The following is a 26,198-nucleotide window of genomic DNA, read 5'->3' on the forward strand; positions in this document are numbered from 1 at the left end:
CTTGGCCATGCCCGTTTCCCCAGCTTCGAGACGCAGCTGGCGCGTGAGTCTGGTGACGGCCCTGGCGCTGGCGATTGCCTATGGCGCGCAACTGGAGCTGCCCTTTATCGCGCCACTGTTCGCCTTCCTGCTGGCGCTCGCATCCGACCGGCCCATCGGCCTGAAAGGGCTGGTGGGGTTGATGTTGCTGATCGGGATCACCCTGGGCTGTGGCCTGCTGCTGATCCCGCTGCTGGAATACTACCCAGTGACCGGCCTACTGCTGGTGGTGCTGGGCATCTACCTGAGCGCCCATTTGCTGGTGAACCTGGGCAAAGCGTTGCCGGGCATTTTCTTTATGGCCGGGATGACGCTGATTTCCTGCGTGGGAACCCTCAGCTTCACCGCGGCCCTGACGATGGTGGATGCCATACTGAGCGGCGTATTCATCGCCATCGTTTGCCAGTGGCTGGTGTTTCCCTGGCTTCCGCTGCCTTCCAGGCCGGCAGCAACGTCCGCGGCGCATGAGCCGCAATCGCAGGGGCGCGAAACGGGACGGAACGCGGCCCTGCGGACCACCGCCTTGGTATTCCCCGTTTACCTGCTGGCCTTGACCAACCCTGCGATGTACGTGCCTATGATCATGAAATCGGTGTCCCTGGGCCAACAGACCTCGGAGACCGATTTGCACAAAGCGGGCAACGAACTGCTGGGCAGCACCCTTGCCGGCGGGGGGCTCGCGGTGCTGGTTTGGGGGGTGCTGCAGATTCGGCCCAATCTCTGGGTTTTCTTCCTGGCGACGCTTTTGGTGAGTCTGTTCGTGTGCCGGCGGATGCTGGTTCCGGGCACGACCCGGTTCAGCCCCGGCTTCTGGCAGAACGCTATGGTGACCCTGTTTATCCTGGTGGGGCCCGCCGTGCAGGACACCCTCAATGGTAAGGACCCGTACAGGGCCTTTGCCGTGCGCATGAGCCTGTTCATCGCGCTCTCGGTCTACGCCTGGTTCGCCGCACGCCTGATCGAGCGCATGCGGCGGCGTTTACCAACCTCGAACCAGGAGCCCTTATGCTGATCAATCTGATGGTGGGTATGACGGTGATGCTGCTGTGCCTGCTGTTCCAGTGTGCGCTGCTGATCGCCGCCCTGCGTTTCTATATCGGCCATCACGCCTGGCTGGAAAGTCCCCGGATCGGGGCGCGGCTGCTGTTGCTGATGGCAGTGATGGTGTTGCTGGTGCTGGGTAACCTCGCCCAGATCGGTGTCTGGGGCTGGCTGTTCTACGACCTGGGCGAATTCGACGATTACGCCACCGCGTTCTATCACTCCGGCGTCAACTTCGCGACCCTGGGCTACGGCGATATGGTCATGTCCGAACGGTGGCGGCTGCTCGGCCCACTGGAGTCACTGAATGGCATTGTCATGGTCGGGGTGTCCACCTCAGCGCTGCTGTGGACTTTCCAGGACACCTTCAAGGTCATGCGCAGCCGGCGGGTCGGGGCGCCCTGAAGGTCTGTTGCCCTCGGATAGAACCGCGGTGCGCGTCAGCATTCTATGACGTTGACGGCCAGGCCACCGCGAGAGGTTTCCTTGTACTTGTCGAGCATGTCGCGGCCGGTCTCGCGCATGGTCCGGATGACTTTATCGAGGGAGACGCAGTGTTCTCCGTTACCGCGTAACGCCATCACCGCGGCATTGATCGCCTGCACGGCGCCGACGGCGTTGCGTTCGATGCACGGAACCTGGACCAGCCCGCCGACCGGGTCGCAGGTCAGGCCCAGATGGTGCTCCATGCCGATCTCCGCGGCGTTCTCGATCTGCCGGGTCGTCCCACCGGTCGCCGCAGCCAGACCGGCGGCCGCCATGGCGCAGGCCGAGCCCACTTCCCCCTGGCAGCCTACCTCGGCGCCTGATATGGACGCATTCTCCTTGAACAGGATGCCGATGGCCGCCGCCGTCAGCAGGAAGCGCACGATGCCGTCCTCGTCGGCTTCCGGGCACCAGTGCCAGTAGTAGTGCAACACAGCGGGAATGATCCCGGCAGCGCCGTTGGTGGGAGCAGTCACCATGCGTCCGCCGGCGGCGTTCTCCTCGTTGACGGCGAGGGCGTAGAGGTTGACCCAGTCCATGGCGCTCAGCGATGGAGAAATCAGGTCCTTCCGGTCAGCCGACATAAGCAGTGCATAGAGCGATGCAGCCCGTCGTTTGACTTTGAGGCCCCCGGGCAGCGTGCCTTCATGACGAATGCCGTTCTGCACGCACTCCTGCATGACGGCCCAGATCTTGAGTATGCCTTCGCGGATCGCCGACTCGGACCGCCAAACCTGTTCGTTGGCCAACATGATGTCCGCGATGGACAGGCCGTGGGTGTCGCATTGTTCGATCAACGCCGCCGCCGTTTTGAACGGGTAGGGCAAGGCGGTTTGGTCCTCAACGATGCGATCGGCTCCCGCGGCCCTGTCATCGACGACAAAACCGCCGCCCACGGAATAGTAGGTGCGCTCGATCATGAGGTTACCGCTGCCGTCGCTGGCCGAGAACCGCATGCCGTTGGGGTGATACGGAAGGGATGCCTTGCGATGGTAGACCAGATCGCGGGCTTCGATGAATTCGATGACGTGCTTGCCGCAGAGGTTGAGTCGCTCTTCATCCCGGATGTCAGCCACCCTTGGGGCCAACATGGCCGGGTCGATCCGGTCCGGCTGGTGCCCCTCCAAACCCATCAGCACCGCTGGCCCGGTGCCGTGCCCTTTGCCGGTTGCCCCCAGCGAGCCAAACAGTTGAATGTGCACGCGGGCCACATCCGGGAGTCGCCCGTCTTTCTCCAGCCCACGCGCAAAGCGTCGCGCCGCCGCCATGGGCCCCACGGTGTGGGAGCTGGACGGGCCGATACCGATTTTCAGCATATCGAAAAGGCTGATGGCCATGGCGGTCCTCCGTACGTTGTGCTGGAACCGGAGCGCTCGAAATCTTTGGTGTTACAGGGATGATAGGTCGAAATCCCTCGTTCGATCCGCTCCGGCACGACCTGGAAGCATGGATTTGCGACATGAATGCCGCGAGGGGCCGCCAACTGTCTGAATTCGATGGGCGGGTTTTCCGTCCCGGCCTGAACCATGATAGGTTCTTTTCAACACTTTGCGTGCAGAACTCAGACATCGTGAAACGGACGGGTAGACAGTTATGAATGTGATCATCATTGGTGCAGGGATTATGGGAACCACGTTTGCCACTTTGGCGAAATCGCTGGCACCCGAGCTGGATATCACGATTCTGGAAAGGCTGGACGGCCCTGGGGCCGGAAACTCCTGGGTGTTCAACAACGCCGGCACCGGACACGAGGCCAACTGCGAGCTCAACTATACCCCCGTGGATGAAGAGGTGATCTCGGTTGAGAAAGCGCTCAAGATCCACGCCCAGTTCAACGTGGCCAAGCAGTTCTGGGCATACCTGATCAGGAAGGGCGCAATCCAGGATCCGAAATCCTTCATCAACCAGACCAAGCACTGCACCATTGTGCCTGAACCGGCCATCGAAGAACTCAGGCTCCGTTTCAACGAGATGTCCGCTCATCATTTCTTCGAACAGATGCAGTTTTCCGAAGACTTCGACCAGATCAAAAGCTGGATCCCCTACCTGATGGAAGGACGCTCCCGCGAGGAGAAAATGGCGGCGACCGTCATAGAAACCGGCACCGACGTCAATTTCGGCTCGCTCACGGAGCAGATGGCGTCTTACGCCGTGAATGAGCTTGGGGTAAAGATCGAGTACGGCACCCACGTGAAGCGCGTCCATCGAAGCCCGTCGGGAAGCTGGCTGATTGAGACAGAGAAGGGCGGCGATGCCATTCGGCACAAGGCCGACGTGCTGTTTGTCGGGGCCGGTGGCGGTGCTTTCCCGCTGTTGAAGAGAAGCCACCTGCCGTTCCGGAATCGTTTCGCGGGATTTCCGGTGGGCGGCCGCTTCCTGCAGGCCGAGATCACCGAAGAGCAAGCCGACCAGTACCGCGCCAAGACCTACGGCAAGGCCAAGGTGGGGGCGCCACCCATGTCGGTACCGCATCTGGACCTGCGGGTGTCGGAGGGCCGGCATTACCTGCTGTTCGGCCCGTTCGCGTCCTTCAAACCGGTTCTGGAGAAAGGCCGCGGTTTTGGCGATTACCTCCGGTCGATGCGCATCCACGACATCCCGGGTTTGCTCAGCGTCGCCATCGAGCATTTCCCGCTGGTGAAGTACCTGGTCTCTGAAACCTTCAAAGGCAAAAAGAGCATGTTCGAAGAGCTGGAGAGTTTCGCTCCCGGCCTGAGCCGGAAATTCAACTGGAAGCCGGTCGAGGCAGGGCAGCGCGTGCAGATCATCCGGGACGGCGATCTGCAGATGGGGACCGAGATTCTCGTCTCCAGCGACAAAACCTACGGCACATTGCTCGGCGCCTCGCCCGGTGCTTCGGTGTCACCCGAGGTCATGCTGCGCTGCCTGGAGCAGTTGCTGCCCGGGGTAGTGTCGAAAGAGAGCGCGCAGGCGACGCTGAAGGAGATCTTCCCCGAAGATAACCTGGAAACGCTCATCAATGAGCCCGATCGCTATCGGGAAATCCGGGATTCGGTCAACGGGACGCTAGGTATAAAGAGAACCGCAGATTAAGCGGTATAAAACGTTGTCGACACGAAAGGAAGTATAAAATCCGTACAAATGACATTTTAACGTATTTTATAAAGAGTGCTCTATAGTGGTCTGTATATTAAGACTTTATAGATTATTTCTGTGGTGTCGATTTGTTTGATCGCCTGCCGTTTTGATCAAGGAATCGGCAAGTCTTTCGGCGTACCGAATGAGATACCGCCCAATGGCGCGACAGCACGCGACTGTGTTCGAAAACGTGCCGAACGACGGCCTGAACTAAACAGCACATCTGGTGAACCTTGAGGTCGGTGCGTCGCGCTTTATTTAAAGGCACGTCGTGACCAGTGAGCGGCCGTAACGCTCAGCTTGCGCAAACTCTGGCCACCAGGCCGGCGTCACGAACAAAACAGCGGGACACCATTCGAAGGGCTGAATGCTACCAGTGAAAAAACGGAGTGTGGACGCTTGGCGTGAGTTCAGACGCAGTGATCAAAATCTCGCGGTCAGGATGCCAATCCAGTTGATCGGGTAATCGTCGTGGCGAGCACGAAGGAAATGCGACAAGCGATCAGCAAAGTGAAAAACGAAAAGCGAATGACGCACGCCCGTCACTAAAGAGAATCACGTCGGACAGGTTTGGCGATATCCAGGGCGCGATGGGATGTGCGTTCTTAGGTTCCTATCGAACTGTGTCTGCCCACATCAAACTGCGCATAATGTATATTATGTTAAATGGGTAATTCACCCCTCAAGCGCGGTATTCAAATCCCCGCGCCAGGTTCTCCCGAGATCCTGCCCGCCCCGTCTATTAACAGGCACCACCAAGTCCCTTACCAGAGAACGCATCTTCAATTACCTAGCGCCGCAGATCCGCCACGATCGCTGCGTCGTCATTATTGGTGATAAGCACGATCTCCGTGGCCACGCCGGTGTCGTCGAACAGGAAGAACCCCAGGCCTTCGAAATCGCCGTTGGTGCGCCCCGCCGGGCAGTTCGCGGCATTCAGCGTGACGCCAAACAGCCCGTACTCGAGATTGAAGCTTTCGATCTGGCCGTTGTAGGTGCAGCCGTCGGTGTCTGACCCCGTGACATCGCCTGCTTCGGTGACGGTGAAGGACGTGATTTCTGTGCCCTGGTCGGCATTGTCGTACGTGCCTGCAAAGTCGGACGTTTCCATGCAGTAAGGCCGCAAAACGGCATCGTCGGCGGTGTCGCTGTAATTGAGCTCAAGGGTGCCGTTGAAAGGCCCTGTGACCGCCAGGTTCATGCCACTTTCCGGCGTGAAGCTGCCAGCCAGTTCAAGCGACTCGGCGGGGGCCGTTGCGGAGTACAGCGTGGCGTCGCCTGTCACGGTCGAACCGCTTGCCGCTAGATCACCCGCGATGTAATCCGGGCCGCTATCGAGCAGCGCTCGGACACGCCCGTCCGTGCCGATCAGGAACAGTGTGCCGGACGTCTCGCTGCCATCGTCCAGGGAACCGGCGTAGATGCCCGCCGCCCGGGCAACGCCTGGCGACAGGTCGCCGGGGGAAAGGCATACCGCTCCATCGTCCGAATCGCCCTGCCCGCCCGCGCTGGATAACGCCGAATCCTGCAATGACGAACGGTAATCGCTGCCGCTGCTACCGCCACATCCAACCTGAGTCAGGACGAGACTGACGCCGAAAACTTGCCATAGCCGGTTCATCTGAATGATCCCTACGTATCGGCGGGCGAAGGCGCGATCACCCATGGTCGCTCTGCGTTCCGCTGTTCAATTACCGATCAATGTAACAGAATGTATCCGGATGAATAGTTTTCAGATGCATATTTTTCAGTGTTTTACAGTCGTTCCTGTGGGGCTGGCCGGCCCATAACGCGGGATCGACAAAAAAGCCGCCCGGCACAAGTCCGAGCGGCTTTCTTGGGGTACTGCGTGATCCTCGTGATTACTTGATCCAGTGTTTGCCCCAGTGAGTGATGTCGTAGCCTTGCTCAAGACTCAATGCGCGGGCGCCGGCTGTGGGTTCCGCTTCCTCGGCGGCCGCGATTTCGTCGTCGATCAGGCGCGTAGACAGGGACAGCCAACTGGTCACGAAAGCGGTCGCATCGGCGTTCACTTCGAAGGCGCGTTCGTCCAGGTTGGTGATGTCGTCGCACTCGGCGTGATAACAGGGGTCGAACGCGACGTCCACGTCGCCGCCGAACTTCGCGGCCTGCTCTTCCGTTTTCAGGACTTCGGCGCCGGTGAACAGGCCGCCAAAAGGGATGCCGTCGGTGAAGAACTGGGCATAGTCCGAACGGAAGCTGATCTCCGTACCTTCGGATGGCAGGCCGCGCAGCTCAAAGTATTTCTCGAACAGGGCTTCGGTAGCGGCTGATCCTGGAGGGCCTTCGAGGCCGAAATCCGAGCCGTCGCCGTCGTAGATGAAGTAGCCGAAGTTCGGCGACGCGATCATGTCGAAATTGAGGTAGACCTTGATCCGCTCCTTGGCCTCATCCGACAGCTGGTTGACGTACCAGGTCGAGCCGACCAGACCGGCCTCTTCCGCGCCCCACCAGGCGAACCGCACCTTGTTGCGTGGATACGCCCGCTTCATCTGCAGGGCCATCTCCAGCAGCGCGGCGCTGCCCGAGCCGTTGTCGTTGATGCCGGCACCCTCGAACACGGAGTCCAGGTGCGCGCCGACCATCACGACGTTATCCCCGTCACCGCGCCGGGTTTCGGTGATGACGTTGTAGGTCTCGGTCTGCTCGCGCACAACGTTCGACACCATATTGAGCTGCAGGTCGGCGGTCTGGGACCAGCTAACGCCGTTGTCATAGGTGGCGAAGAACACCGGGACGTTGCCGGAATACGCTTCGCCCAAAGTGGCGTTGATCAGACCAGTCCGGTCCTCCGTGTTGCCCTGGTTGAAGATGATGACGCCGGTGGCGCCGGCGGCCGCAGCATTCTCGGCCTTGATGCCGAAGTTGCAGGCGCCCCGTTGCACCAGAGCGATGGATCCGGCCGGGAAGCCTGCGAAGTCTTCCGCCTCGCAGCCGCTGGTCGACGCATTCCCGTCCCCGAGCATCAGGTCCACGGGGACGACGGTTCCGCTGACGTCACCGGGCTCGGTCTGGGATAGATAGGTGAAGTCCTCGTTCCAGACGTAAGTCTGTGGCGCTGGAGCCAGCGCGGCCAGCTCGCCTTCGGCAACCGGATAAAAGGCGGTGAACGGGAAGGTCTGTACCGTGACGTCATAGCCGGCGCTTTCCAGGGTCGTCCGCACGTAGTCCACCGTCGCGTCGTAGCCTGGCAGGCCGGCGGCCCGGTTGCCGTCGTTGGCCTGGGCGATGGCGTAGAACATGTCCTGGTGGTGCATCATGTTCTCAACCCGCATGCAGCGCGGCAGCCCCAAAGGCGTGCTGTTCAGGATGCCCGCACGGCATTCAAAGGGGCTCAGGTGGTCGGGACTCCAGAAGCGGTCGAGGAGATCGTCGGTCGATGTCTGTGTCGTCGGTGCAGCGGAAACGGATAAGGATATGGCCAGAGCCCCAATGCCAGGGGCCAGCTTTGATAATGCCGAAGTCATTGTTATGCCTCCAATCCTGGGAGTTTTGTCTGGCGGGACAGCACACGGCCGCCCTGCCGTGCCAACACCACTGCGTCCTTCGGTGTCGATAAAAGCGTAGACCGGGATTCGAAATGCGTAAAAAATGTTCAGGAATTGATGAGCATCGTGTCTCAGGGCGATGCCAGGGCCATCGCGCGGGGACGCGGTTTGACGGCTGTGGTACTGTCTCCGCCATAGTCTTTGAAGGAAAGGAACATGCAGTCGACGATCGAACTTGCCGAGAAATTGCCCAAGGCGGAACTCCATCTGCACATCGAGGGCAGCCTGGAACCGGAAATGATGTTTGCCCTGGCCGAACGCAATGGCGTGACGCTCCCCTACGCCGACGTCGAGGCCGTGCGGCAGGCCTACCAGTTCAATAACCTGCAGGAATTCCTGGACCTTTACTACGCGGGCATGTCCGTACTGCTCAAGGAGCAGGATTTCTACGACCTGACCTGGGCCTACCTGGAACACTGTCACCAGGACAACGTGATCCACACCGAAATCTTCTTCGATCCCCAGGCTCACCTGGAGCGTGGCGTCGATTTCGAGACCCAGTTCAACGGCATCTACCGGGCCTTGTGCGATGGCCGCGACAAACTGGGCATCACGTTCCGGTTGATTCTGTCGTTCCTGCGCCATTTGAGCGAAGACAGCGCGTTCGAGACCCTGGAACTCGCCACGCCCTACCTGGACCGGATCGACGGCGTCGGGCTGGATTCCTCGGAAATGGGCCACCCGCCGGAGAAATTCGAACGGGTTTTCCGCAAGTGCCGTGAGCTGGGCCTGCGCATCACCGCCCACGCGGGCGAGGAAGGCCCGCCGGATTACGTGTGGCAGGCGATCCGACAGCTGGAAATCCAGCGCATCGACCACGGCAACCGGGCCCTGGAAGACGAGGCGCTGACGCAGCTGATCGCGGAGAAAGGCCTGACGCTGACCGTGTGTCCGCTCTCCAACCTGCGCCTGTGTGTGGTGGACGACCTGGCCGACCATCCGCTGCCGACCATGTTTGAAAAAGGCCTCCACGTCACCTTGAATTCAGATGATCCCGCTTACTTTGGTGGCTACGTCAACGCCAATTTCCGGGCGATGATCGAGCAGGCGGGCCTGACCCGCGACCAGGTCATTACCCTGGCGCGCAACAGCATCGAAGGCAGTTGGCTGGACGACGCTGACAAACGGGCCGCCCTCACCCGTATCGATAGCGTCTGCGCCGAAGCCTGACGCCCACGACAGTGCGCCGGTGATTCCGGCGCCATACCAGGGAACGGACGCACATGACGGACTGGCTGATTGCGAACCCCGCGGCTGGCGATGGCCAGCGCGGCGCCGATTTCTGGTGCGAGCACCTGGCACGGGTCGGCATTGAACAGCCCGAGGTATGTGACCTGGATAACCAGGCGTGGGTCGAACGGGTCAGCGCCGATGACCGCGTCCTGGCCGCCGGCGGCGATGGCTCGGTGAACGCCGCCGCGCAGATCTGTCTCCGCACCGGTGCGAGTCTGGGCATCCTGCCGTCCGGCACGGCCAACGACTTCGCCCGCAACCTGCAACTGCCGGAATCGCCGGAGGCCCAGTGCGAGTTGATCGCCAGCGGCGAAACCCGGCTGGTGGATGCGGCCGAAATGGCGCGCTCGGGGATCTTTCTGAACGTGGCCCACGTCGGGCTGGGAACCTGGCCGGTGCGGGATTCATCCAAGCAGGCCAAGCGTTTCCTGGGTCGTTTCAGCTACGCCGCCACGTTGCTGGGACGAGCCATGGACAAGCGCGGTTTTCGCGCCGTGATCGAGTGCGAAAGCGGCAAGGTCATGGGGCGCTGGTTGTCCGTCGCCATCGCCACCGGCGCGTTCTTCGGCGGAGGTTCGAGTATTCCGGATGCGTCGGCGGACGATGGCCAACTGGATATCGTCGCGGTCAAACCCCGCTCGCTCTGGAAACTGTTCCTGGCCTTCCTCTGCGTGCGCCTGTTAAGACGCTCTCCCAACCAGACCGAAACCATCGTCCACCTCAAGAGCCCCTGGTGCGAGTTGCGCACGCGCAAGCCCAAGACCGTCACCGCAGACGGGGAAGTCGTGGGCAAGACGCCGCTGTCGATCCGCTGCCGGCCGTCCTGTCTGCGGGTCTGCTGTCATCAGGTGGTTCACACCTGAGCGCCCCGGTGTGATCAGGCCGATCGCCCACGCAGAGCGCAACAAATTGAAACGAAAGGCCTTCCAGTCTCAAATTTGCTAGACTCAGGCGGCTTTACGAGTCGTCGGTTAAAGTTTGACCGCCGTATAATGAATTTGAACCCCTGCTGGATGGAGGAACGGATGATGAAAAACAGGGACCGTCTGCTGATTGGCGCGGCCGTTTCACTGCTGCTGGCAGGCTGTGCAAGCACAGACGGCATTACCGTCAAAGGGGCCACCGATGACCTGGAAGACCGGGTGCTGGTGACCTCGCAACTCTACGACGAGCCGTATACCGGCTTCCCGTCACCGACGGATTACTATTTCCAGGCGGCCATCGACAAGCAGTCCGGTGACAAGCTCTACGTCCTGCAACTGGCGGTGAATGCCGAGAACTGGCGCCGCTGGGATGAGGTGCAGTTCAGTCGCGACGGCCAGATCGTCACGCTGCCTGTGAACTGGCAAAATCAGGACATGACCTGCAACGACTACGGCTGTGCCTATGCCGAACTCGGCGTGGCCGGTATCGATGAACCGACCCTGCGCTACATTGCCGACCAGTCCGAGCCGGTCAAGCTGGTGATGCGTTCATCCAGGATCGACGATACCCTGACGCTGGAAGTCAATCCACGGGAGGCCCAGGCGTTTCTCAAGGAAACCGATCAGCTGCCGATTTAGTTTCAATCAAGGAAGCCACCGACCGACTGAATAATAGCCGGACTTCCGGCTTCAGAGACCCAGACGGCCAACGCCGTCCGGGTCTGTCCCGCGTCAGGAACTTCCGGCAGGCGCAGTGTCCAGGGCGCCATTCCGTCGGCCGTCAACAGGTCCAGTACAACGAAGTCGTGGGTCAGTGTGCGACCTTCGTTCTCTCCCGCCTTCACCGGGGTTTCGATACCCATTCCCAGATACGCCGCATGCAGGGTCAGCGCCTTACCGCTGCCGTCGAAAGACGCCGTCAGTCGCCGGTCCGCGTCGAGTGACGCCTGGAGGATGCCCACGCGCCCGGGCTCAGAGCTCCAGTTCTCGGCGCCGCGAAACCAGGCGCGCCACTCGCGGCTGTTGATCACGATGCCCGGGGTATAGACCTGGCTGACGGCGCCGCTGCGCACGTAAGTGCGTTGACGTTCGGAGAAGGCGGCATCCGCCAGTCGGTCTTTCCATCCGAGCTGATCCCAGTAGTCGACGTGGAAAGCCAGCGGAATGAAATCGGAAAACAGGCCCGGGCGTTCCGCGAGAGACTGCAGCCACAGGTCGGCCGGCGGACAGCTGCTGCAGCCTTCCGACGTGAACAGCTCCACCGTATCGGTGGCGGTGGCCCGGCTCTGCCAGGATCGGGTCGCCTCGGCGAAGGCGTCTCCAGCCATGGCGACGAGAAGCAACCCGTACAGGGATTGTCGGAACATGCTCGATTCTCCCGCTGCTTTTTGAGCGTTGGAACGCCTCGGAGCCGCCGGGTTCCGCAGGCCATCGGTCCGGCGAGCAAATTCTGCAGGCAAGTCCGGCATTCCTTGCTTAGGATTATCGCTGTATTCGCCTTTTTACGGAGACCCGGGTACCCTTGCGCGCAGCACGCCCGATGTCACAGGAATGACGTTGTCCTGAATGAAAAACCTAGCGCCCGTTACGTTTATTGTCAGCATCATGCTGGTGCTTCTGAGCATCTTCATGAGCATTCCTGCGATCGCCTTTGGGAGTAGCGCTTCCTCCAACGCCGAAGCGTTCAGCTATCCCGCGGCCGGCATCTTCGCGGCCGCCCTGCTTGGCCTACTCGCCACCCGACGCCAGTCCCATCGTCTGCAGCCGCGCTACATGTTCCTGCTGACGGTCAGCAGCTGGCTGATCATTTCCCTGCTGTGCGCCCTGCCCCTGTACCTGAGCGATCTGCGTCTTTCCATGACCGACGCGGTATTCGAGAGCTTCTCCGGAATCACCACAACCGGCTCGACCGTTCTCAGCGGCCTCGACGCTATGGCGCCGGACATTCTGCTGTGGCGGTCGATCATCCAGTGGATTGGCGGCATCGGCATCATCGGCATGTTCGTCGCGGTCCTGCCGTTCCTGGGGATCGGCGGGATGCGGCTGTTTGCCACCGAGTCGTCGGAGTGGACCGAGAAAGCCCTGCCGCGCATGAAGAGCCTGAGCCGCGGCCTGCTGTTCGTTTACTGCGCGCTGACGGTTGTCTGCGCACTGGTTTACTGGTCGTCGGGCATGGATCTGTTCAACGCCATCAACCACGCCTTCACCACCATCTCCACCGGCGGTTACTCCACGTCGGACAGCTCCATGGGACAGTTTGATTCCAACCTCATCCTGCTGGAGTCGTCGCTGTTCATGGCCCTGGGCGCCATGCCCTTTTTCCTGTTCGTGCGCGAGCTGCACGGTCAGCACGGGGTGTTGCTGAAAGACCAGCAGGTTCGCGCGTTCGTGGGATTGCTGGTGGCCGCCGCCCTGATCATGACGCTCTACCGGCTTTGGCTGCACGAAGATCATCCGCTGGACCTGTTCGTCTCGGCGCTGTTCAACGTGACGTCCATCGTCACCACCACCGGCTACGCCTCCGAGGACTACCTGCTGTGGGGGCCGTTCACCAGCGTGGCGTTCTTCTTCCTGACGTTCGTCGGGGGCTGTTCCGGTTCCACCAGTGGCGGGATGAAGATCTTCCGCTTCCAACTGTCGTTTATGGTGCTGCGTGAGCAGTTTCGCCGGTTGTTGCATCCGCGCGCGGTGCTGACCCGGAATTTCAACGGCCGGGCGGTCAGCGACGAGATCATCGCCTCGATGATCGCCTACGTGTTCGTGTTCCTGGTGTGCATGGCGATCATGACGCTGAGCCTGTCACTGATGAACATTGATCTGACCACCAGTCTGACGGCGTCGATTACCGCGTTAACCAACGTCGGTCCGGGGCTGGGCACGCTGATCGGCCCGGCGGGTAATTTTGCCAGTCTGCCGGATGCGGCCAAGTGGATTCTCAGTGCGGGGATGATTCTGGGGCGGCTGGAACTGCTGAGCGTGATTATCCTGTTCTCACCCGCCTTCTGGCGCACCTGAACCCGACGACGCGGCCGGGCTGGTTGCGCTGGGCGGGGAGGATTCGGGAGAGGCCCCGTCGCCCACCCGCATCAGGGCGGAGACGGCCATGATGGCCAGGGCGGCAATGGTGACGCGGACGATCAACGTCTGTGTCGTGATGCGCCGCCCTCGCCTGCGGCGACCGAAGAACATCAGCCCAGTTGCAGTTGTCGGGTGATGAACTGGCCGATATCGAGGATTTCCTCCAGGCAGACGCTGTGGTCCATCGGATAGGTCTCATAGCTGGCGCCGTACCCCATCTCCTGCAAGGTCTCGTAGCTCTTGCGCCCCAGGCTCTCCGGTACCATCGGGTCGTGGGTGCCGTGGTAGATGCGGATCGGGGTGGCGCGATTGGCCTCGGATGGCTGGATCGATGAGGCAGTCGCGAAGTAGGTCGACAGCGCCAGGATGCCGCCCAGGCGTTCCGCGTAAGTCAGCCCCACTTCGTAGGCCACGGCGCCACCCTGGGAGAAGCCGGCCACGATGATGCGCTGGCTGTCGATGCCCCGGTCTTTCTCCCGCTCGATCAGTTCCACAATCGCCTCGGCGGACTGGCGCAGCTGCTTCTCGTCCACGGTCCGGTCGATGTCCATGGCCATGATGTCGTACCACGCGGGCATGCTCATGCCGCCGTTGATGGTGACCGGCAGGTTGGGCGCGTGGGGGAAGATAAAGCGGATCCGCGCGTTTTCGGGCAAACGCAGCTCCGGCACCACCGGCTCGAAATCGTGACCGCTGGCGCCCAGGCCATGCAGCCAGATGACGGCCGCATCGGGATTGGATTGGGTTTCGAGTTCGATGGTTTTCAGTGTGGTCACAGGCACCTCAGCGTTGTTGGGTCAGCAAGCGCACATCCCCGATGCGCAACGGCATCCGGACGCCGTTCAATGGCCGGGATTGTAACGGATCCAGTGCCAGGTCTCATCCGCCTCGTTGGGAACCGGGTGTTCCAGTCGACTTTCCCGGACGTGGCGGATCAGGGCCGGCAGGAACATCAGGAAGTGGATTTCCAGGGCATCATGATGCGCCCGGATTTCCTCGATGACGCCGGCGAATTCGTTCTTGAAGCGCACCCGCTGGGCAATCCGGTCCAGGGCAAAACCGACCTGCTCCAGATCCGCGTAGGCGCCAAACCAGTCCTGATCGACGATGCGCTCAACCACATCCGCCATGGGCTCGGGCATCATCTCCAGGCCGTCCTCAAGGTCATCGTAGGCGTCATCGACAAACTGATCGAACGGGATGGCCGCGAACGCCGACCAGTGGCGGATCAGGAAATGATCATAGAGCACATCGAGGGCAATCCCCGCAAAGCGCCGCCGTTTGGCGGAGAACAGCGCCTTGGAGGCGCGCACTTCCGGATGCTGGTCGGTGAAGCGATCGACGCTCCAGTGGTTCTGCAGCCCCTGGTGCACGGGCTCCGGCAACGCATCGAAGGAAACCCCGCGGGCGAAGTCCCCCAGGAGGTTGCCAACGCGTGACGGCACGGTGGGCTGGGCCAGGAACAGGTGCGACAGATGATTCATGGTGCGTTACGACCGCTCGGATTCGGTGGTGGCTTTGAGCATACTCGTGACCGGGTTCGCGTACATTGCCAGCAGGAACGGATGCAGGGCCGCGTCGGCGCTCTCCAGCCGGCGCTCCAGCTCGGCACGGGCGGCTTCGATGTCGGCTGGTGAATAGGCTTCTGCGGTTTCGATCGTTTCCGGCATCGCCGGTTCCGTCTGATGGCTCAGACGATGGGTCTGGCTCATCTCGTATGCGATGAGGTTAGACGCGTGCAGGTGATAGTGCCGGTGCATTTCGGCATCGATGCGCTCTGCCAGCTCCTTGGGCGTGTCTGCGGCGTCGGTAATCGGGGTGCCGAAGTGCACGTGGACGTGTCCCTTGAACCCGGTCAGCCCCAGCATGATCTGGTCGGTGTCCTCGTTCGCGTGCTTCTGATAGGCGCCGGTGCGGGCGCGTTCCTCCAACTCGCGGGCCTTGGGCACGTCGCAGGGGTCGTATTCGTAGGCGATGGACACCGGCACGATGCGCAGCTCGTTCATGCACTCGGCGAAGCTCTTGCCGGTTTTCTTCTGGCTCATGTAGAACATCTTGACGATCGCCGGGTCGGTCAGGTCCAGTCCATCCTTGGCGCGCCCCTCGCGCTGGGCGATCCAGATGCTCTGGTTGTCCTCGATCGAGTGATGGATGAACGCCGACAGCGTCTGGTAGGTATCGCGCATCTCCCGCGGGCTCGACATGTTGCGCTTGACCACGAAACTCTTGTTCAACCGCATCATCTCGGCGAACAGGCGGTTTTGCAGCAGGTTGTCGCCGATGGCGATGCGCGTGGTGCGCATGCCGTTTCCGTGCAGCAGGTAGTTGACGATCATCGGGTCGAACACGATGTCCCGGTGATTGGAGATAAACAGGTACGCCTTGTCCCACTCCAGTTTGTCCAGGCCGGTCTGGGTGACGTGGGTGGTGGTTTTCTCCACCAGTTGCTCGGCGAACGGATAAAGCCGGTTCTGCACGCCATCGATGGTGTCGGCATCGCCGAAGTGACGCAGCAGCCAGCGGCGGATCCATTGGCGCATCAGGCCCGGTGCGATCCGGTTGAATGTGGGCGCCTTGAGGCGGCCGATCAGTTCCAGGAATTCCCGGTCATTGACCAAACGGTCCAGAGCGCTCCGGGTCTCTTCATCCCGGTAGGGCCGAATTGAATCAAAATCCTGCATGGTGTCCTTAACTTGGAAGCCTTTACTGGGCGGGTGTCGGCGCTGCCGAATGTTATTGGCGTTTAACGCGGCATTGTAGCGCGTCATGACGCGGGGCGCATTGTACCTTGCTCGCGGCTAAGAAAAAGGTCAGGACTCTGGTATCCTTGCCCGCTGAATTCATCCGCCCCGAAGCGCCTCTATGACCCTCACGGACACGCCGCCCACCACCGACACCCACAACCTGATGGATCGAGCCCGTGAGGTGTTGCATGACATCTTCGGCTTCGAAACGTTCCGCCCGCTGCAGGGCGACGTGGTGGAAGCGCTTGTAGGCGGCGAAGACGCGCTGGTCCTGATGCCGACCGGCGGCGGCAAATCCCTGTGCTATCAGGTGCCGGCGATTGTGCGCCCTGGCGTCGGCGTGGTGATCTCGCCGCTGATTGCCCTCATGCAGGACCAGGTGGCGGCGCTCAACCAGCTGGGCGTGCGCGCGGCGTTTCTCAACTCCACACAATGGCCGGACGAGGCCCGCGACATCGAGAATGCGCTGGTGCGCGGTGAACTGGATCTGCTCTATTGCGCGCCCGAGCGCCTGATGCAGCCGCGCATGCAACAGCTGCTGCACGAGGCGCCGATCTCCCTGTTCGCCATCGATGAAGCCCACTGCGTGTCGCAATGGGGGCATGATTTCCGGGAAGACTACCTCAGCCTGGACATGCTGGAGCGGGAATACCCCGCCATTCCCCGCATCGCGCTGACGGCCACGGCCGACGAGCGCACCCGTCGTGAGATTGCCGAACGCCTTCACCTGACCGGTGCACAGCGCTTCATCAGCAGCTTCGATCGCCCCAACATCCAATACCGAATCGCGCAGAAAGATAACGCCAACAAACAGTTGCTGGCATTTATTGAAGAGGAGCATAAAGGCGATTCCGGCATCGTCTACTGCCTCTCGCGCAATAAAGTGGAAGCGACGGCGAAGATGCTGAGCGACAAGGGCTACATGGCGCTGCCCTACCACGCCGGTTTGCCCGCGGATACGCGCGCCTCGCATCAGGAACGCTTCCTGCGTGAGGACGGCGTGATCGTGGTGGCCACCATCGCTTTCGGGATGGGGATCGACAAGCCGGACGTGCGATTCGTCGCCCACCTGGATTTGCCCAAGAGCATCGAGGCCTACTATCAGGAAACCGGTCGGGCCGGTCGCGACGGCGCGCCGTCCAATGCCTGGATGGTGTACGGCCTGCAGGACGTGATCAAGTTACGCCAGATGCTGGAGGGCTCCCCCGGCAGCGACCAGTTCAAGCGCGTCGAGCGCCAGAAGCTCGACGCCATGCTGGGCCTGTGCGAAGTCACCAGTTGCCGGCGCCAATCGCTGTTGCGTTACTTTGGCGACGAGCTGGAGCAGCCCTGCGGCAATTGCGATACCTGCCTGGAGCCGCCCCAGACCTGGGATGGCACGGTCGCCGTCCAGAAGGCCCTGTCCTGTGTCTTCCGCACTGGCCAGCGGTACGGAGTCAACTACCTGATCGACGTGCTGCGCGGCGCGGACAACGAGCGCATCCGCAGCCAGGGCCACGACAGGGTCAGCACCTTCGGCATCGGCGAAGACCTGTCCGCGCAGCAATGGAAGAGCGTCTTCCGACAGCTGGTCGCCAACGGTTCGCTGCAGGCGGACCCGGAAGGCTATGGCGCGCTCAGCCTCACCGAGTCCGCCCGCCCCCTGCTGCGTGGTGAAGAGACCGTCTGGCTGCGCAAGGACCCCGAGCGCAAGCGCCGCAGCAAGGGCAGCGGTGGCAGCCGGCGTGAAGTCGCGGTCAGTGACCCGGCCGGCTGGGACGCACTGCGCGCCCGCCGCAAGGAACTGGCGGACCAACAGGGCGTGCCGCCCTACGTGATCTTCCACGACGCCACGCTGCTGGCCATGCTGGAGCACAAGCCCAGGGACATTGAAGCCATGGGCGAGATCAACGGCGTCGGCGCCGCCAAGCTGGAGAAGTACGGGCAAGCGTTCCTGGAAGTGATCAGAACGCTGGACTAAGCGCGCTGCGCGCCCGGAGTGTGAAGGTGGCGGCGGATGTGAAGGTGGTTTCAGTAATGTAGCGGGAGCTTTAGCTTCCGGGCCGCCCAGAGGGCGGCCTGGCGCTCATTTGGCTCTTACACCTACGAGGCCGGAGCCTCGAATCCCTTCTTCCGCAACCGGTACTGCGCCAGCGAACGCGCCACGTCGCTGCCGGTACGGTCACGCATGATGCCTTCCAGGGTAAACGCCGCCCTGCCCGTTTCGTCGGCTTCCTGCCGAATCCGCTCGCGGGTTTTCCCGTCCATGTGCAATTCGATGGTCACGTCCGAATTGGCCGGCTCCAGGAATTCCAGCGTCATCTCCTTGAGGATGGGAACGTAGTCCGGCCCCAGGTCGAACAGGGTCAGCACACCGCCGGGAATTTCCGCCACCAAGAAATAGGCGCCCGCATAGAGGGAACCGAAGTGGTTGCGGTTGCCCTTGACGGCAATGGAAGCGCGCACATAACCGGGGCGCACCTCTTCCACCCGGAATCGATTGCGCGGGGCGAACGGAATGGCCATGCCGACCAGCCGGTTCACGAGCCGGAAGCCGCCCTCCCGTTGCAGCCGCGTCAAAGGCTGGTCCCAGCCTGCCTCGGGGTCCAGTCCGGCCAACCAGTCTCCGGTCAGGCCAATCAGGCGGTCTTTCAGACTCATGTCGGTATCCTTTCAGCGTATCCGGGGAAAGCGTCACAGATTGTTGGTTGCTCGGCAAGATTTGTCAGGATTTTATGTTTCCCGCCCCTTCCCCGGCGCGTCAGGGTCTACACTGGGACATTTCGTACAGCATAGGATGTGCCGTGTGTTGCGATTCGGATCAGTCGCCGGTCGAACCGACGTCGTCAGACACGCTCTGAAGCAGGCGGGGGCGTTTGTTGTCCTCTGTTGGGTAAGCGGTGCCCTATACGCCTCCGGATCGCCCTCTCCCACCGCAGACGAAGACGCTCAGGACGTTCTCCTCTGGTACCGCAATTACGACAGCCCGGCGATTCGAGGCCTGCTGGAACTGGCGTTGAACAAAACGCCGGAGTACGGCCCCTATCACCTTGTCCGCAGCCAGGAAATGAACCAGGGGCGCGCCCTGAGAGAGATGGCGCGCGACAACCGGAAGGCCGTCCAGGTGGCCAATGTCGCCACGACGCCGGACCGCGAGGACAACATGCTCGCGGTTCAGATCCCTATTGATGGCGGCCTGTTGGGATACCGCGTCTGCGTCACCACACCGCAGATGCTGGATCGCTTCGAGGGCGTGGAACGGCTGGCGGATGTCCGCGAGCGCCACATCCGCTTCGGCCAGGGGCGTCATTGGCCGGATACCCGTGTGCTGGAAGCGAACGGCCTCGACGTGGTCACCCACACCCGCTTCGAGACCCTGTTCGAGATGCTCGACAGCGGTCGGTTTGAGTGCTTCGCGCGGGGTGTCAGCGAAGTGGTCTACGACCTGAAGCTCCAGAAAGACCCGCGCTTCGTCGTAGAGCCGACCCTGATGTTCACCTACACCATGCCGTCCTATTTCTTTGTCGGCAGCGGCGATTATCCCCTGGCGGTGCGCATTCAGCTCGGCCTGGAACGCTCGATTGCCGACGGCAGCTTCGTGGAATACCTCAACCGCTACTTCACCGAACCCCTGGAGGCCCTCAACCTGACCGGGCGGCGGGTCTTTCACCTGGGAAATCCCTGGCTGCCGGGTGGCGCCTATGGCATCAGCAAGGACGTGCTGCAGAACATGAAGGTCCAGATCCAGTTGGGTGACACCCGGTCGCCGGATCTGGAGCCCTGATGGCCGCCGTTGCGCGACCACCCTGGCCGGTTCACGTTCACACGACGAAACGCGCCACGTTGTCGTGGAGCTTGCCGCCGATGTCGTCGATCTTGCCGCTGTAGACATCGTTCTCCGAGGCTGCGGCGGCGGCCTCCTGGCCCTGATCGGCGATGCGGTTGATCGAGGCGTTCAGTTCCTCAGTGACCGATGTCTGCTCTTCCGAAGCGGTGGCGATCTGGGTCGTCATGTTGCTGATGGCGGTAATCGCCTCGGCGATGCGGTTGAGGGAATCCATGGCGTCCTGGGCCTTCTCCATGGACACGTTGGAGACCGCACGGGATTCCTGCATCACGTTGACCGCGTTGCTGGCGCCCCTCTGCAGCCGCTCGATCATGCTGTTGATCTCTTCGGTGCTGTCATGGGTGCGGCGCGCCAGATTGCGTACCTCGTCGGCCACCACCGCGAAGCCACGACCGGCCTCGCCCGCCCTGGCCGCCTCAATGGCGGCGTTGAGCGCCAGCAGGTTGGTCTGTTCCGCGACGTCCTGAATGACTTCCAGGATCGTGTTGATCTGGGTAACGTCCTGGCCCAGGGTCTCCACCGCTTCGGCCGCGGAACCGATTTCCGTGGCCAGGCGCTCCACCGCGTCGCGGGACGCCTTGACGGTTTCCTGGGTTTCCTGCGCGTCCCGGTCGGCATTGCCGGACGCATCCGCCGTTTGCTGGGCGTTCTGGGCGATCTCGTTGGCGGCGGCAGACATCTCGTTGATGGCCGTGGCCACCATGTCGATTTCTGTCTGCTGCCCTTCCACGCTCGAGCGGCTGGCGCCGGCGGTCTGCTTCAGCGAGCCCACCGCGTCCCGGAGTTCGACGGCGCCACGTTGCACATCCCGGACGACGTCCTGCACGTTGCTGATAAAGGCGTTGAAGTTCTCGGCGGTCTGCCCGAACTCGTCCTGGCTGCTTACCTCCAGCCGACGGGTCAGGTCCGCCTCCCCGCTGGCGATATCCTGCATGGCATCGCGCAGGTTGCGCACCGGCTTCATCAGCAGGCGTACCACCACGTTGAGCAGGATCAGGGTCACCACGATCCCGACCACGGCGACAATAATCCCGGTGATCCGCGCGCTGTGTACCGGCGCCATGATCCTGTCCTCGTTGGCCACCGTGCCCAGGTACCAGTCGACGCCCTTGGCGTCGGCGATGGAATGGAAACTCACTCGCCAGTCGGCGTCGTTGAAGTGGTAAAGATGCGTGGATCCGTCCAGGCGCGGTTTTTCGCCGATCAATGCCTGGACGTTCTTGCCGACCCGCTCGCGGTTCGGGTGGTAGAGCACCTTGCCGTCGGCATTGATCAGAACGGCGTAACCGGTGTCCGCCAGGGTCACGGCAGACAGCAGCTCATCCACCGTTTCCAGGGTGATGATGCCGGCGGCGACGCCTTTGTAGGGGCCGGATTTGATGGGCGCCACCGGAGAGATGATGCCCTTGCCGGTACCGGCGTCCAGGAAGACTTCGGTGAACGTCGGGCTGCTGGCGCTCATGCCGGTCTTGTACCAGGGGCGCGTACGCGGATCGTAGTCGTCCGGCAGCATGGCGGACAATTCCTTGGTGGCCTGCAGGCTGTAGCCGTCCGCACGGCCAATGGAGATGTCCTTGAAGCCACCGCCGAGGGACGCCGTGTGCAGGATTGCCCGGGCCTGTTCCTCGGTGTCCGCGCCGGACAGGTTACGCGCGGCCCCTTCGACCATCGCGAGGCGGCTGTTGAGCCATTCGGAAATGCTGGCCTGGGTCTGGGCGATGGAGTCATCCACCAGGGCCTCGACATAGGTTTCCGTCGTCGAACTCAGGCGTCGATCGCCGAGAATGGCGTACACGCTGATAACGAGGATGAACAGAACGGCGACAGCCGTCAGCAGCTTTTGCCCGAATGACATACTGCGCATCGTTTGAACTCTCCTGATCGAAGTAACCGGCCCGCACCGAACGGTCGCGCGGAGGGGCTTTCCGGAATCATTGTGGTTGTCGGTGGGCTCGGCAGGCCCTGTGGTACTTATCGGCCTGAGGGCTCGGGACTTAAGCCCAGTCTGGTTGGATTGTTTCCCGGCCTGTCAAAGCGACGACCGGCAGGAGGCATGAACCTCGCGCCGGTCGTCCGATGCCCTGCGCATCGCTCTAGACGTTGAAGCGCTCGACGTTGCCGTGCAGGTGCTGGCCGATGTCATCGATCTTGCCGCTGTAGACGTCGTTCTCCGAGGCTGCGGCGGCGGCCTCCTGGCCCTGGTCCGCGATGCGGTTGATCGAGGCGTTCAGCTCCTCGGTGACCGATGTCTGTTCTTCCGAAGCGGTGGCGATCTGGGTCGTCATGTTGCTGATGGCGGTAATCGCCTCGGCGATGCGGTTGAGGGAATCCATGGCGTCCTGGGCCTTCTCCATGGACACGTTGGAAACCGCACGGGATTCCTGCATCACGTTGACCGCGTTGCTGGCGCCCCTCTGCAGCCGCTCGATCATGCTATTGATCTCTTCGGTGCTGTCATGGGTGCGGCGCGCCAGATTGCGTACCTCGTCGGCCACCACCGCGAAGCCACGACCGGCCTCGCCCGCCCTGGCCGCCTCAATGGCCGCGTTGAGCGCCAGCAGGTTGGTCTGCTCGGCCACGTCCTGAATCACTTCCAGGATCGTGTTGATCTGGGTAACGTCCTGGCCCAGGCTCTCCACCGCTTCGGCCGCGGAACCGATTTCCGTGGCCAGGCGTTCCACCGCATCGCGGGAGGCCTTGACGGTTTCCTGGGTCGCCTGGGCGTCCTGGTCGGCGGTGGTCGAGGCGTCGGCGGTCTGTTGCGCGTTCTGAGCGATTTCGTTGGCTGCGGCGGACATCTCGTTGATGGCCGTGGCCACCATGTCGATTTCCGTCTGCTGACCTTCCACGCTCGAGCGGCTGGCGCCGGCGGTCTGCTTCAGTGACCCCACGGCATCGCGCAGTTCGATCGCGCCACGTTGCACGTCCCGGACGACGTCCTGAACGTTGCTGATAAAGGCGTTGAAGTTCTCGGCGGTCTGGCCGAACTCGTCCTGGCTGCTCACCTCCAGCCGACGGGTCAGGTCCGCCTCCCCGCTGGCGATGTCCTGCATGGCATCACGCAGATTGCGCACCGGCTTCATCAGCAGGCGCACTGCCACATTAAGCAGGATCAGCGTCACGATGATGCCGATCACCGCGACGATGGAGCCGGCGATGCGCGCTTCCTGCACCGGCGCCATGATCTTGTCTTCGTTGGCCAGGGTGCCCAGGTACCACTCCACGCCGCGGGCGTCGTCGATGGCGTGGAAACTGGTGCGCCATTCCGCGTCATTGAATTCGTAGTGGTGGGTGGACCCGTCGAGTTGGGGCCGATCGCCGATCAGTTCCTCGATGTTCTTGCCGACCAGCTCGCGATCCGGATGGTAAAGAATCTTGCCCTCCCGCGTGATCAGGGTGGCATAGCCGGTATCGGCCAGGGTTAGCGTGGACAGCAGGCGGTCAATGGTGGCCAGGGTGATGTCACCGCCGACCACGCCCTGATAGGTGCCCGATGTCACTGGCGCCACAGTGGAAATGATGAGGTTACCGCTGCTGGCGTCCTGGTACGGCTCGGTGAACGTGGCCCGCCCGCCGGTGGAATTGGCCAGCTTGTACCAGGGGCGGACGCGGGGATCGTAGTCGTCGGGCAGCGTCGCCTGCGCCTTGGCGGTGGGCATCAGCATGTAACCGTCCGCCCGACCCACGTAGACGTTCTCGAACCCGCCGCCCTGCGTGGCCGCCTGCAAGACCGCACGCGCCTGGTTTTCCTGACTCATGGGAGCCAGGCCGCGGGCCGCACCCTCGGTGATATCCAGACGGCTGTTCAGCCACTCCGCGATGCTGGCCGTGCTCTGAGCCACCGAGTCGTCGACCAGGGCATCAACGTAGGTTTCCGTGGTACCGATCAGACGCCGGTCGCCCATGACGGCGTAAACACTGATCACCAGGATGAAAAGGACCGCGACGGCGGCTAACAGCTTTTGCCCGAATGACATACTGCGCATGAACGGGGTTCTCCCATGGACTATCGAGTGGGTCGCACGCCGTCGTTTGTTCTTTATCGGGAGTTATAGGACGGCCCAGCCTGCAACAGGTGTTATAGGTGTTACCCGTTAAGATCGGCCGAATGGATGAGAACTTTAGCGATCACAGTAGTGACAGAATGTAACGCTTGCGGGAAAGGAAGCGTCCGGCCGAAAGAAAATATCGGCCGGACAAGGAGTTGGAAGGGAAACCTCAGACGATAAAGCGGTCGACGTTGTCGTGCAGGTGGCTGCCGATTTCGTCGATCTTGCCGCTGTAGTGGTCGTTGTCGCTGGCGGCGCGGGCGGCCTCCTGACCTTGCTCGGAAATGCGCGTGATGGACGCGTTGAGTTCCTCGGTGACGGACGTCTGCTCTTCCGACGCCGTGGCGATCTGGGTGGTCATGTTGCTGATCGAGGTGATCGCCTCGGCAATACGGTTCAGGGCGTCCATGGCGTCCTGGGCTTTTTCCATGGAGACATTGGAGATGGCGCGGGAATCCTGCATCACCTTCACGGCATCGTCGGCGCCCTTTTGCAGCCGTTCGATCATGCTGTTGATCTCTTCGGTGCTGTCGTGGGTGCGACGGGCCAGGCTGCGGACTTCATCGGCCACCACCGCGAAGCCACGACCGGCTTCGCCCGCCCGGGCCGCCTCGATGGCGGCATTCAGGGCCAGCAGGTTGGTCTGTTCCGCCACATCCTGGATGACCTCCAGGATGGTGTTGATCTGGGTGACGTCCTGGCCCAGGCGCTCGATGACTTCAGACGCAGAACCGATCTCGGACGCCAGGCGCTCGACGGCATCGCGGGACGCGGTCACTGTCTGGCGGGTTTCCTGGGCATCAGTGTCGGCGGTGTTGGCGGCATCCGCCGTCTGCTGGGCCGACTGGGCGATCTCGTTGGCGGCGGCGGACATCTCGTTGATGGCGGTGGCCACCATATCGATTTCGCCCTGCTGATTCTCGACGCTGCCACGGCTGGCGCTGGCGGTCTGCTTGAGGGAGCCGACCGCGTCGCGCAGTTCGATAGCGCCACGCTGCACGTCCCTTACGACCGCCTGTACGTTGCTGACAAACGCGTTGAAGTTCTCGGCGGTCTGGCCGAACTCGTCGCGACTGCTGATTTCCAGGCGCTTGGTCAGGTCCGCTTCGCCGCTGGCGATATCCTGCATGGCACCCTGCAGGTTGCGTACCGGCGCCATCAGGCTACGCAGCATGAAGTGCAGCACCACCAGGGTCAGCAGAATGCCCACAACGGCAATGATCGAACCGGTGACCCGCGCATCGTGAACCGGTGCCATGATCAGGTTTTCGTTGGCGACAGTACCCAGGTACCAGTCGACCGCCCGCGCATCGTCGATGTGGTTGAAGCTTACCCGCCAGTCTTCTCCGTCGATGGTGTAGCTCCGGGACTCACCATCCAGCTCTGGCGCTTTGCCCAGCAGGCTCTTGATGTTCTTGCCCACCAGCTCAGCGTCCGGGTGGTAAAGAATGGTGCCCTGACGGTTGATCAGCGTGGTGTAGCCGGTGTTCGCCAGAGTCACGGACGACAGCAACTGATCGATCGTCTTCAGGGTGATGTCGGCCCCGACCACGCCTTCGAAGGTGCCGGATTTCACCGGCGCCGCGGCGGACAGGATGATGCCGCCGTCGGTGACGTTGACGAACGGCTCGGTGAAGGTGCCGCTGCCCTTCTGGCGGGCCAGCTTGTACCAGGGGCGCGTGCGTGGGTCGAAGTCAGCCGGCAGTGTGGCGTCCCGGGCTTCGGTGGGCATCATCATGAAGCCGTCGGCGCGGCCGATGTAGACATCGTTGAAGCCGCCACCGCGCGTGGCCGCCTGCAGGAGCACGCGGGCCTGGGCCCTGGAGTCCACTTTCGCCAGGGCCGCGGCGGTGGACTCGGTCATGTCCATCTTGGCATTGAGCCATTCGGCAATGCTGGCGGTGCTCTGGTTGACGGAATCCTCAACCATGGCTTCTACGTAGGTTTCGGTTGTGGTGACCAGACGACGGTCGCCGGTCAACGCGTACAGGCTGACAACGATAATCAGAAGAATGGCCACGGCGGTCAGCAACTTCTGGCCGAATGACATACTGCTCATGGGGAGCGTTCCTCAAGCATCAGGGGTTGGCATCAAGGGGGTTGGATGCTGG

The 26,198-nt window shown here is 62.1% G+C and carries 20 protein-coding genes; 9 read left to right on the forward strand and 11 right to left on the reverse strand.

From position 1 onward, the window contains the following. Positions 1–7: 7 nt before the first annotated feature. Complete coding sequence (locus GQB00_RS02740; RefSeq protein ID WP_165855139.1) at positions 8–1,051, forward strand: DUF2955 domain-containing protein; 1,044 nt, start codon at positions 8–10, stop codon at positions 1,049–1,051. Next, complete coding sequence (locus GQB00_RS02745) at positions 1,045–1,485, forward strand: ion channel (protein WP_111496221.1); 441 nt, start codon at positions 1,045–1,047, stop codon at positions 1,483–1,485. Before GQB00_RS02740 ends, GQB00_RS02745 begins: the two co-directional genes overlap by 7 nt. Before the next feature lie 35 nt (positions 1,486–1,520). On the opposite strand, the gene GQB00_RS02750 is transcribed toward GQB00_RS02745, so the two are convergent. After that, positions 1,521–2,903 (reverse strand): L-serine ammonia-lyase, encoded by a 1,383-nt coding sequence (locus tag GQB00_RS02750; protein WP_165855140.1) that lies wholly within the window; start codon positions 2,901–2,903, stop codon positions 1,521–1,523. 256 nt (positions 2,904–3,159) lie between these two features. Between GQB00_RS02750 and GQB00_RS02755 the strand changes: the two genes are divergently transcribed. Beyond that, on the forward strand, positions 3,160–4,620 hold the full coding sequence (locus tag GQB00_RS02755) for a malate:quinone oxidoreductase (protein ID WP_165855141.1): 1,461 nt from the start codon (positions 3,160–3,162) through the stop codon (positions 4,618–4,620). An 835-nt stretch (positions 4,621–5,455) separates the two neighbouring features. On the opposite strand, the gene GQB00_RS02760 is transcribed toward GQB00_RS02755, so the two are convergent. Then, a complete protein-coding gene (locus tag GQB00_RS02760) occupies positions 5,456–6,331 on the reverse strand; it encodes a hypothetical protein (protein ID WP_165855142.1) in 876 nt (291 codons plus the stop codon). A gap of 196 nt (positions 6,332–6,527) precedes the next feature. Continuing rightward, complete coding sequence (locus tag GQB00_RS02765) at positions 6,528–8,153, reverse strand: M28 family metallopeptidase (protein WP_165855143.1); 1,626 nt, start codon at positions 8,151–8,153, stop codon at positions 6,528–6,530. Between the two features lie 237 nt (positions 8,154–8,390). Here GQB00_RS02765 and GQB00_RS02770 point away from each other — a divergent pair, with 237 nt between their 5' ends. The 3 genes from GQB00_RS02770 (at position 8,391) to GQB00_RS02780 (ending at position 11,029) form a co-directional block, all read left to right on the forward strand. Continuing rightward, positions 8,391–9,404 carry an adenosine deaminase gene (locus GQB00_RS02770; protein ID WP_165855144.1) on the forward strand — a complete coding sequence of 338 codons (1,014 nt, stop codon included), beginning with the start codon at positions 8,391–8,393 and terminating at the stop codon, positions 9,402–9,404. Positions 9,405–9,457: 53 nt separating this feature from the next. Next, positions 9,458–10,330 (forward strand): diacylglycerol/lipid kinase family protein, encoded by an 873-nt coding sequence (locus tag GQB00_RS02775; protein WP_111496206.1) that lies wholly within the window; start codon positions 9,458–9,460, stop codon positions 10,328–10,330. 165 nt (positions 10,331–10,495) lie between these two features. Continuing rightward, positions 10,496–11,029: a hypothetical protein gene (locus GQB00_RS02780; RefSeq protein WP_165855145.1), complete on the forward strand. Its 534-nt coding sequence runs from the start codon at positions 10,496–10,498 to the stop codon at positions 11,027–11,029. Positions 11,030–11,031: 2 nt separating this feature from the next. Here GQB00_RS02780 and GQB00_RS02785 read toward each other — a convergent pair whose 3' ends face one another. After that, positions 11,032–11,757 carry a DUF1223 domain-containing protein gene (locus tag GQB00_RS02785; protein ID WP_165855146.1) on the reverse strand — a complete coding sequence of 242 codons (726 nt, stop codon included), beginning with the start codon at positions 11,755–11,757 and terminating at the stop codon, positions 11,032–11,034. A gap of 199 nt (positions 11,758–11,956) precedes the next feature. On the opposite strand from GQB00_RS02785, the gene GQB00_RS02790 reads away from it, so the two are divergent. Beyond that, positions 11,957–13,405 (forward strand): TrkH family potassium uptake protein, encoded by a 1,449-nt coding sequence (locus GQB00_RS02790; RefSeq protein WP_228276652.1) that lies wholly within the window; start codon positions 11,957–11,959, stop codon positions 13,403–13,405. A gap of 173 nt (positions 13,406–13,578) precedes the next feature. Here the strand turns inward: GQB00_RS02790 and GQB00_RS02795 are convergent, their stop codons facing one another. The 3 genes from GQB00_RS02795 to GQB00_RS02805 all read right to left on the reverse strand — a co-directional run bounded on the left by GQB00_RS02795 (position 13,579) and on the right by GQB00_RS02805 (position 16,149). Then, positions 13,579–14,244, reverse strand: coding sequence for an alpha/beta hydrolase (locus GQB00_RS02795; protein ID WP_165855147.1), 666 nt, complete (start codon positions 14,242–14,244; stop codon positions 13,579–13,581). Between the two features lie 66 nt (positions 14,245–14,310). Then, positions 14,311–14,952 (reverse strand): ACP phosphodiesterase, encoded by a 642-nt coding sequence (locus GQB00_RS02800; RefSeq protein ID WP_165855148.1) that lies wholly within the window; start codon positions 14,950–14,952, stop codon positions 14,311–14,313. Between the two features lie 6 nt (positions 14,953–14,958). Continuing rightward, positions 14,959–16,149 (reverse strand): 1-acyl-sn-glycerol-3-phosphate acyltransferase, encoded by a 1,191-nt coding sequence (locus GQB00_RS02805; RefSeq protein ID WP_165855149.1) that lies wholly within the window; start codon positions 16,147–16,149, stop codon positions 14,959–14,961. Positions 16,150–16,330: 181 nt separating this feature from the next. Between GQB00_RS02805 and recQ the strand changes: the two genes are divergently transcribed. Then, positions 16,331–18,172, forward strand: coding sequence for a DNA helicase RecQ (gene recQ, locus GQB00_RS02810; RefSeq protein WP_165855150.1), 1,842 nt, complete (start codon positions 16,331–16,333; stop codon positions 18,170–18,172). 122 nt (positions 18,173–18,294) lie between these two features. On the opposite strand, the gene GQB00_RS02815 is transcribed toward recQ, so the two are convergent. After that, positions 18,295–18,852 carry a DUF4442 domain-containing protein gene (locus GQB00_RS02815; RefSeq protein WP_165855151.1) on the reverse strand — a complete coding sequence of 186 codons (558 nt, stop codon included), beginning with the start codon at positions 18,850–18,852 and terminating at the stop codon, positions 18,295–18,297. A 148-nt stretch (positions 18,853–19,000) separates the two neighbouring features. Here GQB00_RS02815 and GQB00_RS02820 point away from each other — a divergent pair, with 148 nt between their 5' ends. Continuing rightward, complete coding sequence (locus GQB00_RS02820; RefSeq protein WP_207950589.1) at positions 19,001–19,975, forward strand: ABC transporter substrate-binding protein; 975 nt, start codon at positions 19,001–19,003, stop codon at positions 19,973–19,975. A 37-nt stretch (positions 19,976–20,012) separates the two neighbouring features. Here the strand turns inward: GQB00_RS02820 and GQB00_RS02825 are convergent, their stop codons facing one another. From GQB00_RS02825 to GQB00_RS02835, 3 genes are all read right to left on the reverse strand, one after another. Next, on the reverse strand, positions 20,013–21,902 hold the full coding sequence (locus GQB00_RS02825) for a methyl-accepting chemotaxis protein (RefSeq protein ID WP_207950590.1): 1,890 nt from the start codon (positions 21,900–21,902) through the stop codon (positions 20,013–20,015). 229 nt (positions 21,903–22,131) lie between these two features. Continuing rightward, a complete protein-coding gene (locus tag GQB00_RS02830; protein ID WP_207950591.1) occupies positions 22,132–24,024 on the reverse strand; it encodes a methyl-accepting chemotaxis protein in 1,893 nt (630 codons plus the stop codon). Positions 24,025–24,256: 232 nt separating this feature from the next. Then, complete coding sequence (locus tag GQB00_RS02835; RefSeq protein ID WP_207950592.1) at positions 24,257–26,146, reverse strand: methyl-accepting chemotaxis protein; 1,890 nt, start codon at positions 26,144–26,146, stop codon at positions 24,257–24,259. Positions 26,147–26,198: the final 52 nt, after the last annotated feature.

The sequence above is a fragment of the Marinobacter sp. JSM 1782161 genome (assembly GCF_011421605.1).
GTDB classification, from domain to species: Bacteria; Pseudomonadota; Gammaproteobacteria; order Pseudomonadales; family Oleiphilaceae; genus Marinobacter_A; species Marinobacter_A bohaiensis.

What these genes read in the sequence shown, in the direction of transcription:
- GQB00_RS02740 (WP_165855139.1), top strand. Translation starts at nt 8, where the DNA reads ATGCCCGTTTCCCCAGCTTCGAGACGCAGCTGGCGCGTGAGTCTGGTG.
- GQB00_RS02745 (WP_111496221.1), top strand. Translation starts at nt 1,045, where the DNA reads ATGCTGATCAATCTGATGGTGGGTATGACGGTGATGCTGCTGTGCCTG.
- GQB00_RS02750 (WP_165855140.1), bottom strand. Translation starts at nt 2,903, where the DNA reads ATGGCCATCAGCCTTTTCGATATGCTGAAAATCGGTATCGGCCCGTCC.
- GQB00_RS02755 (WP_165855141.1), top strand. Translation starts at nt 3,160, where the DNA reads ATGAATGTGATCATCATTGGTGCAGGGATTATGGGAACCACGTTTGCC.
- GQB00_RS02760 (WP_165855142.1), bottom strand. Translation starts at nt 6,331, where the DNA reads ATGGGTGATCGCGCCTTCGCCCGCCGATACGTAGGGATCATTCAGATG.
- GQB00_RS02765 (WP_165855143.1), bottom strand. Translation starts at nt 8,153, where the DNA reads ATGACTTCGGCATTATCAAAGCTGGCCCCTGGCATTGGGGCTCTGGCC.
- GQB00_RS02770 (WP_165855144.1), top strand. Translation starts at nt 8,391, where the DNA reads ATGCAGTCGACGATCGAACTTGCCGAGAAATTGCCCAAGGCGGAACTC.
- GQB00_RS02775 (WP_111496206.1), top strand. Translation starts at nt 9,458, where the DNA reads ATGACGGACTGGCTGATTGCGAACCCCGCGGCTGGCGATGGCCAGCGC.
- GQB00_RS02780 (WP_165855145.1), top strand. Translation starts at nt 10,496, where the DNA reads ATGAAAAACAGGGACCGTCTGCTGATTGGCGCGGCCGTTTCACTGCTG.
- GQB00_RS02785 (WP_165855146.1), bottom strand. Translation starts at nt 11,757, where the DNA reads ATGTTCCGACAATCCCTGTACGGGTTGCTTCTCGTCGCCATGGCTGGA.
- GQB00_RS02790 (WP_228276652.1), top strand. Translation starts at nt 11,957, where the DNA reads ATGAAAAACCTAGCGCCCGTTACGTTTATTGTCAGCATCATGCTGGTG.
- GQB00_RS02800 (WP_165855148.1), bottom strand. Translation starts at nt 14,952, where the DNA reads ATGAATCATCTGTCGCACCTGTTCCTGGCCCAGCCCACCGTGCCGTCA.
- GQB00_RS02805 (WP_165855149.1), bottom strand. Translation starts at nt 16,149, where the DNA reads ATGCAGGATTTTGATTCAATTCGGCCCTACCGGGATGAAGAGACCCGG.
- recQ (WP_165855150.1), top strand. Translation starts at nt 16,331, where the DNA reads ATGACCCTCACGGACACGCCGCCCACCACCGACACCCACAACCTGATG.
- GQB00_RS02815 (WP_165855151.1), bottom strand. Translation starts at nt 18,852, where the DNA reads ATGAGTCTGAAAGACCGCCTGATTGGCCTGACCGGAGACTGGTTGGCC.
- GQB00_RS02825 (WP_207950590.1), bottom strand. Translation starts at nt 21,902, where the DNA reads ATGCGCAGTATGTCATTCGGGCAAAAGCTGCTGACGGCTGTCGCCGTT.
- GQB00_RS02830 (WP_207950591.1), bottom strand. Translation starts at nt 24,024, where the DNA reads ATGCGCAGTATGTCATTCGGGCAAAAGCTGTTAGCCGCCGTCGCGGTC.
- GQB00_RS02835 (WP_207950592.1), bottom strand. Translation starts at nt 26,146, where the DNA reads ATGAGCAGTATGTCATTCGGCCAGAAGTTGCTGACCGCCGTGGCCATT.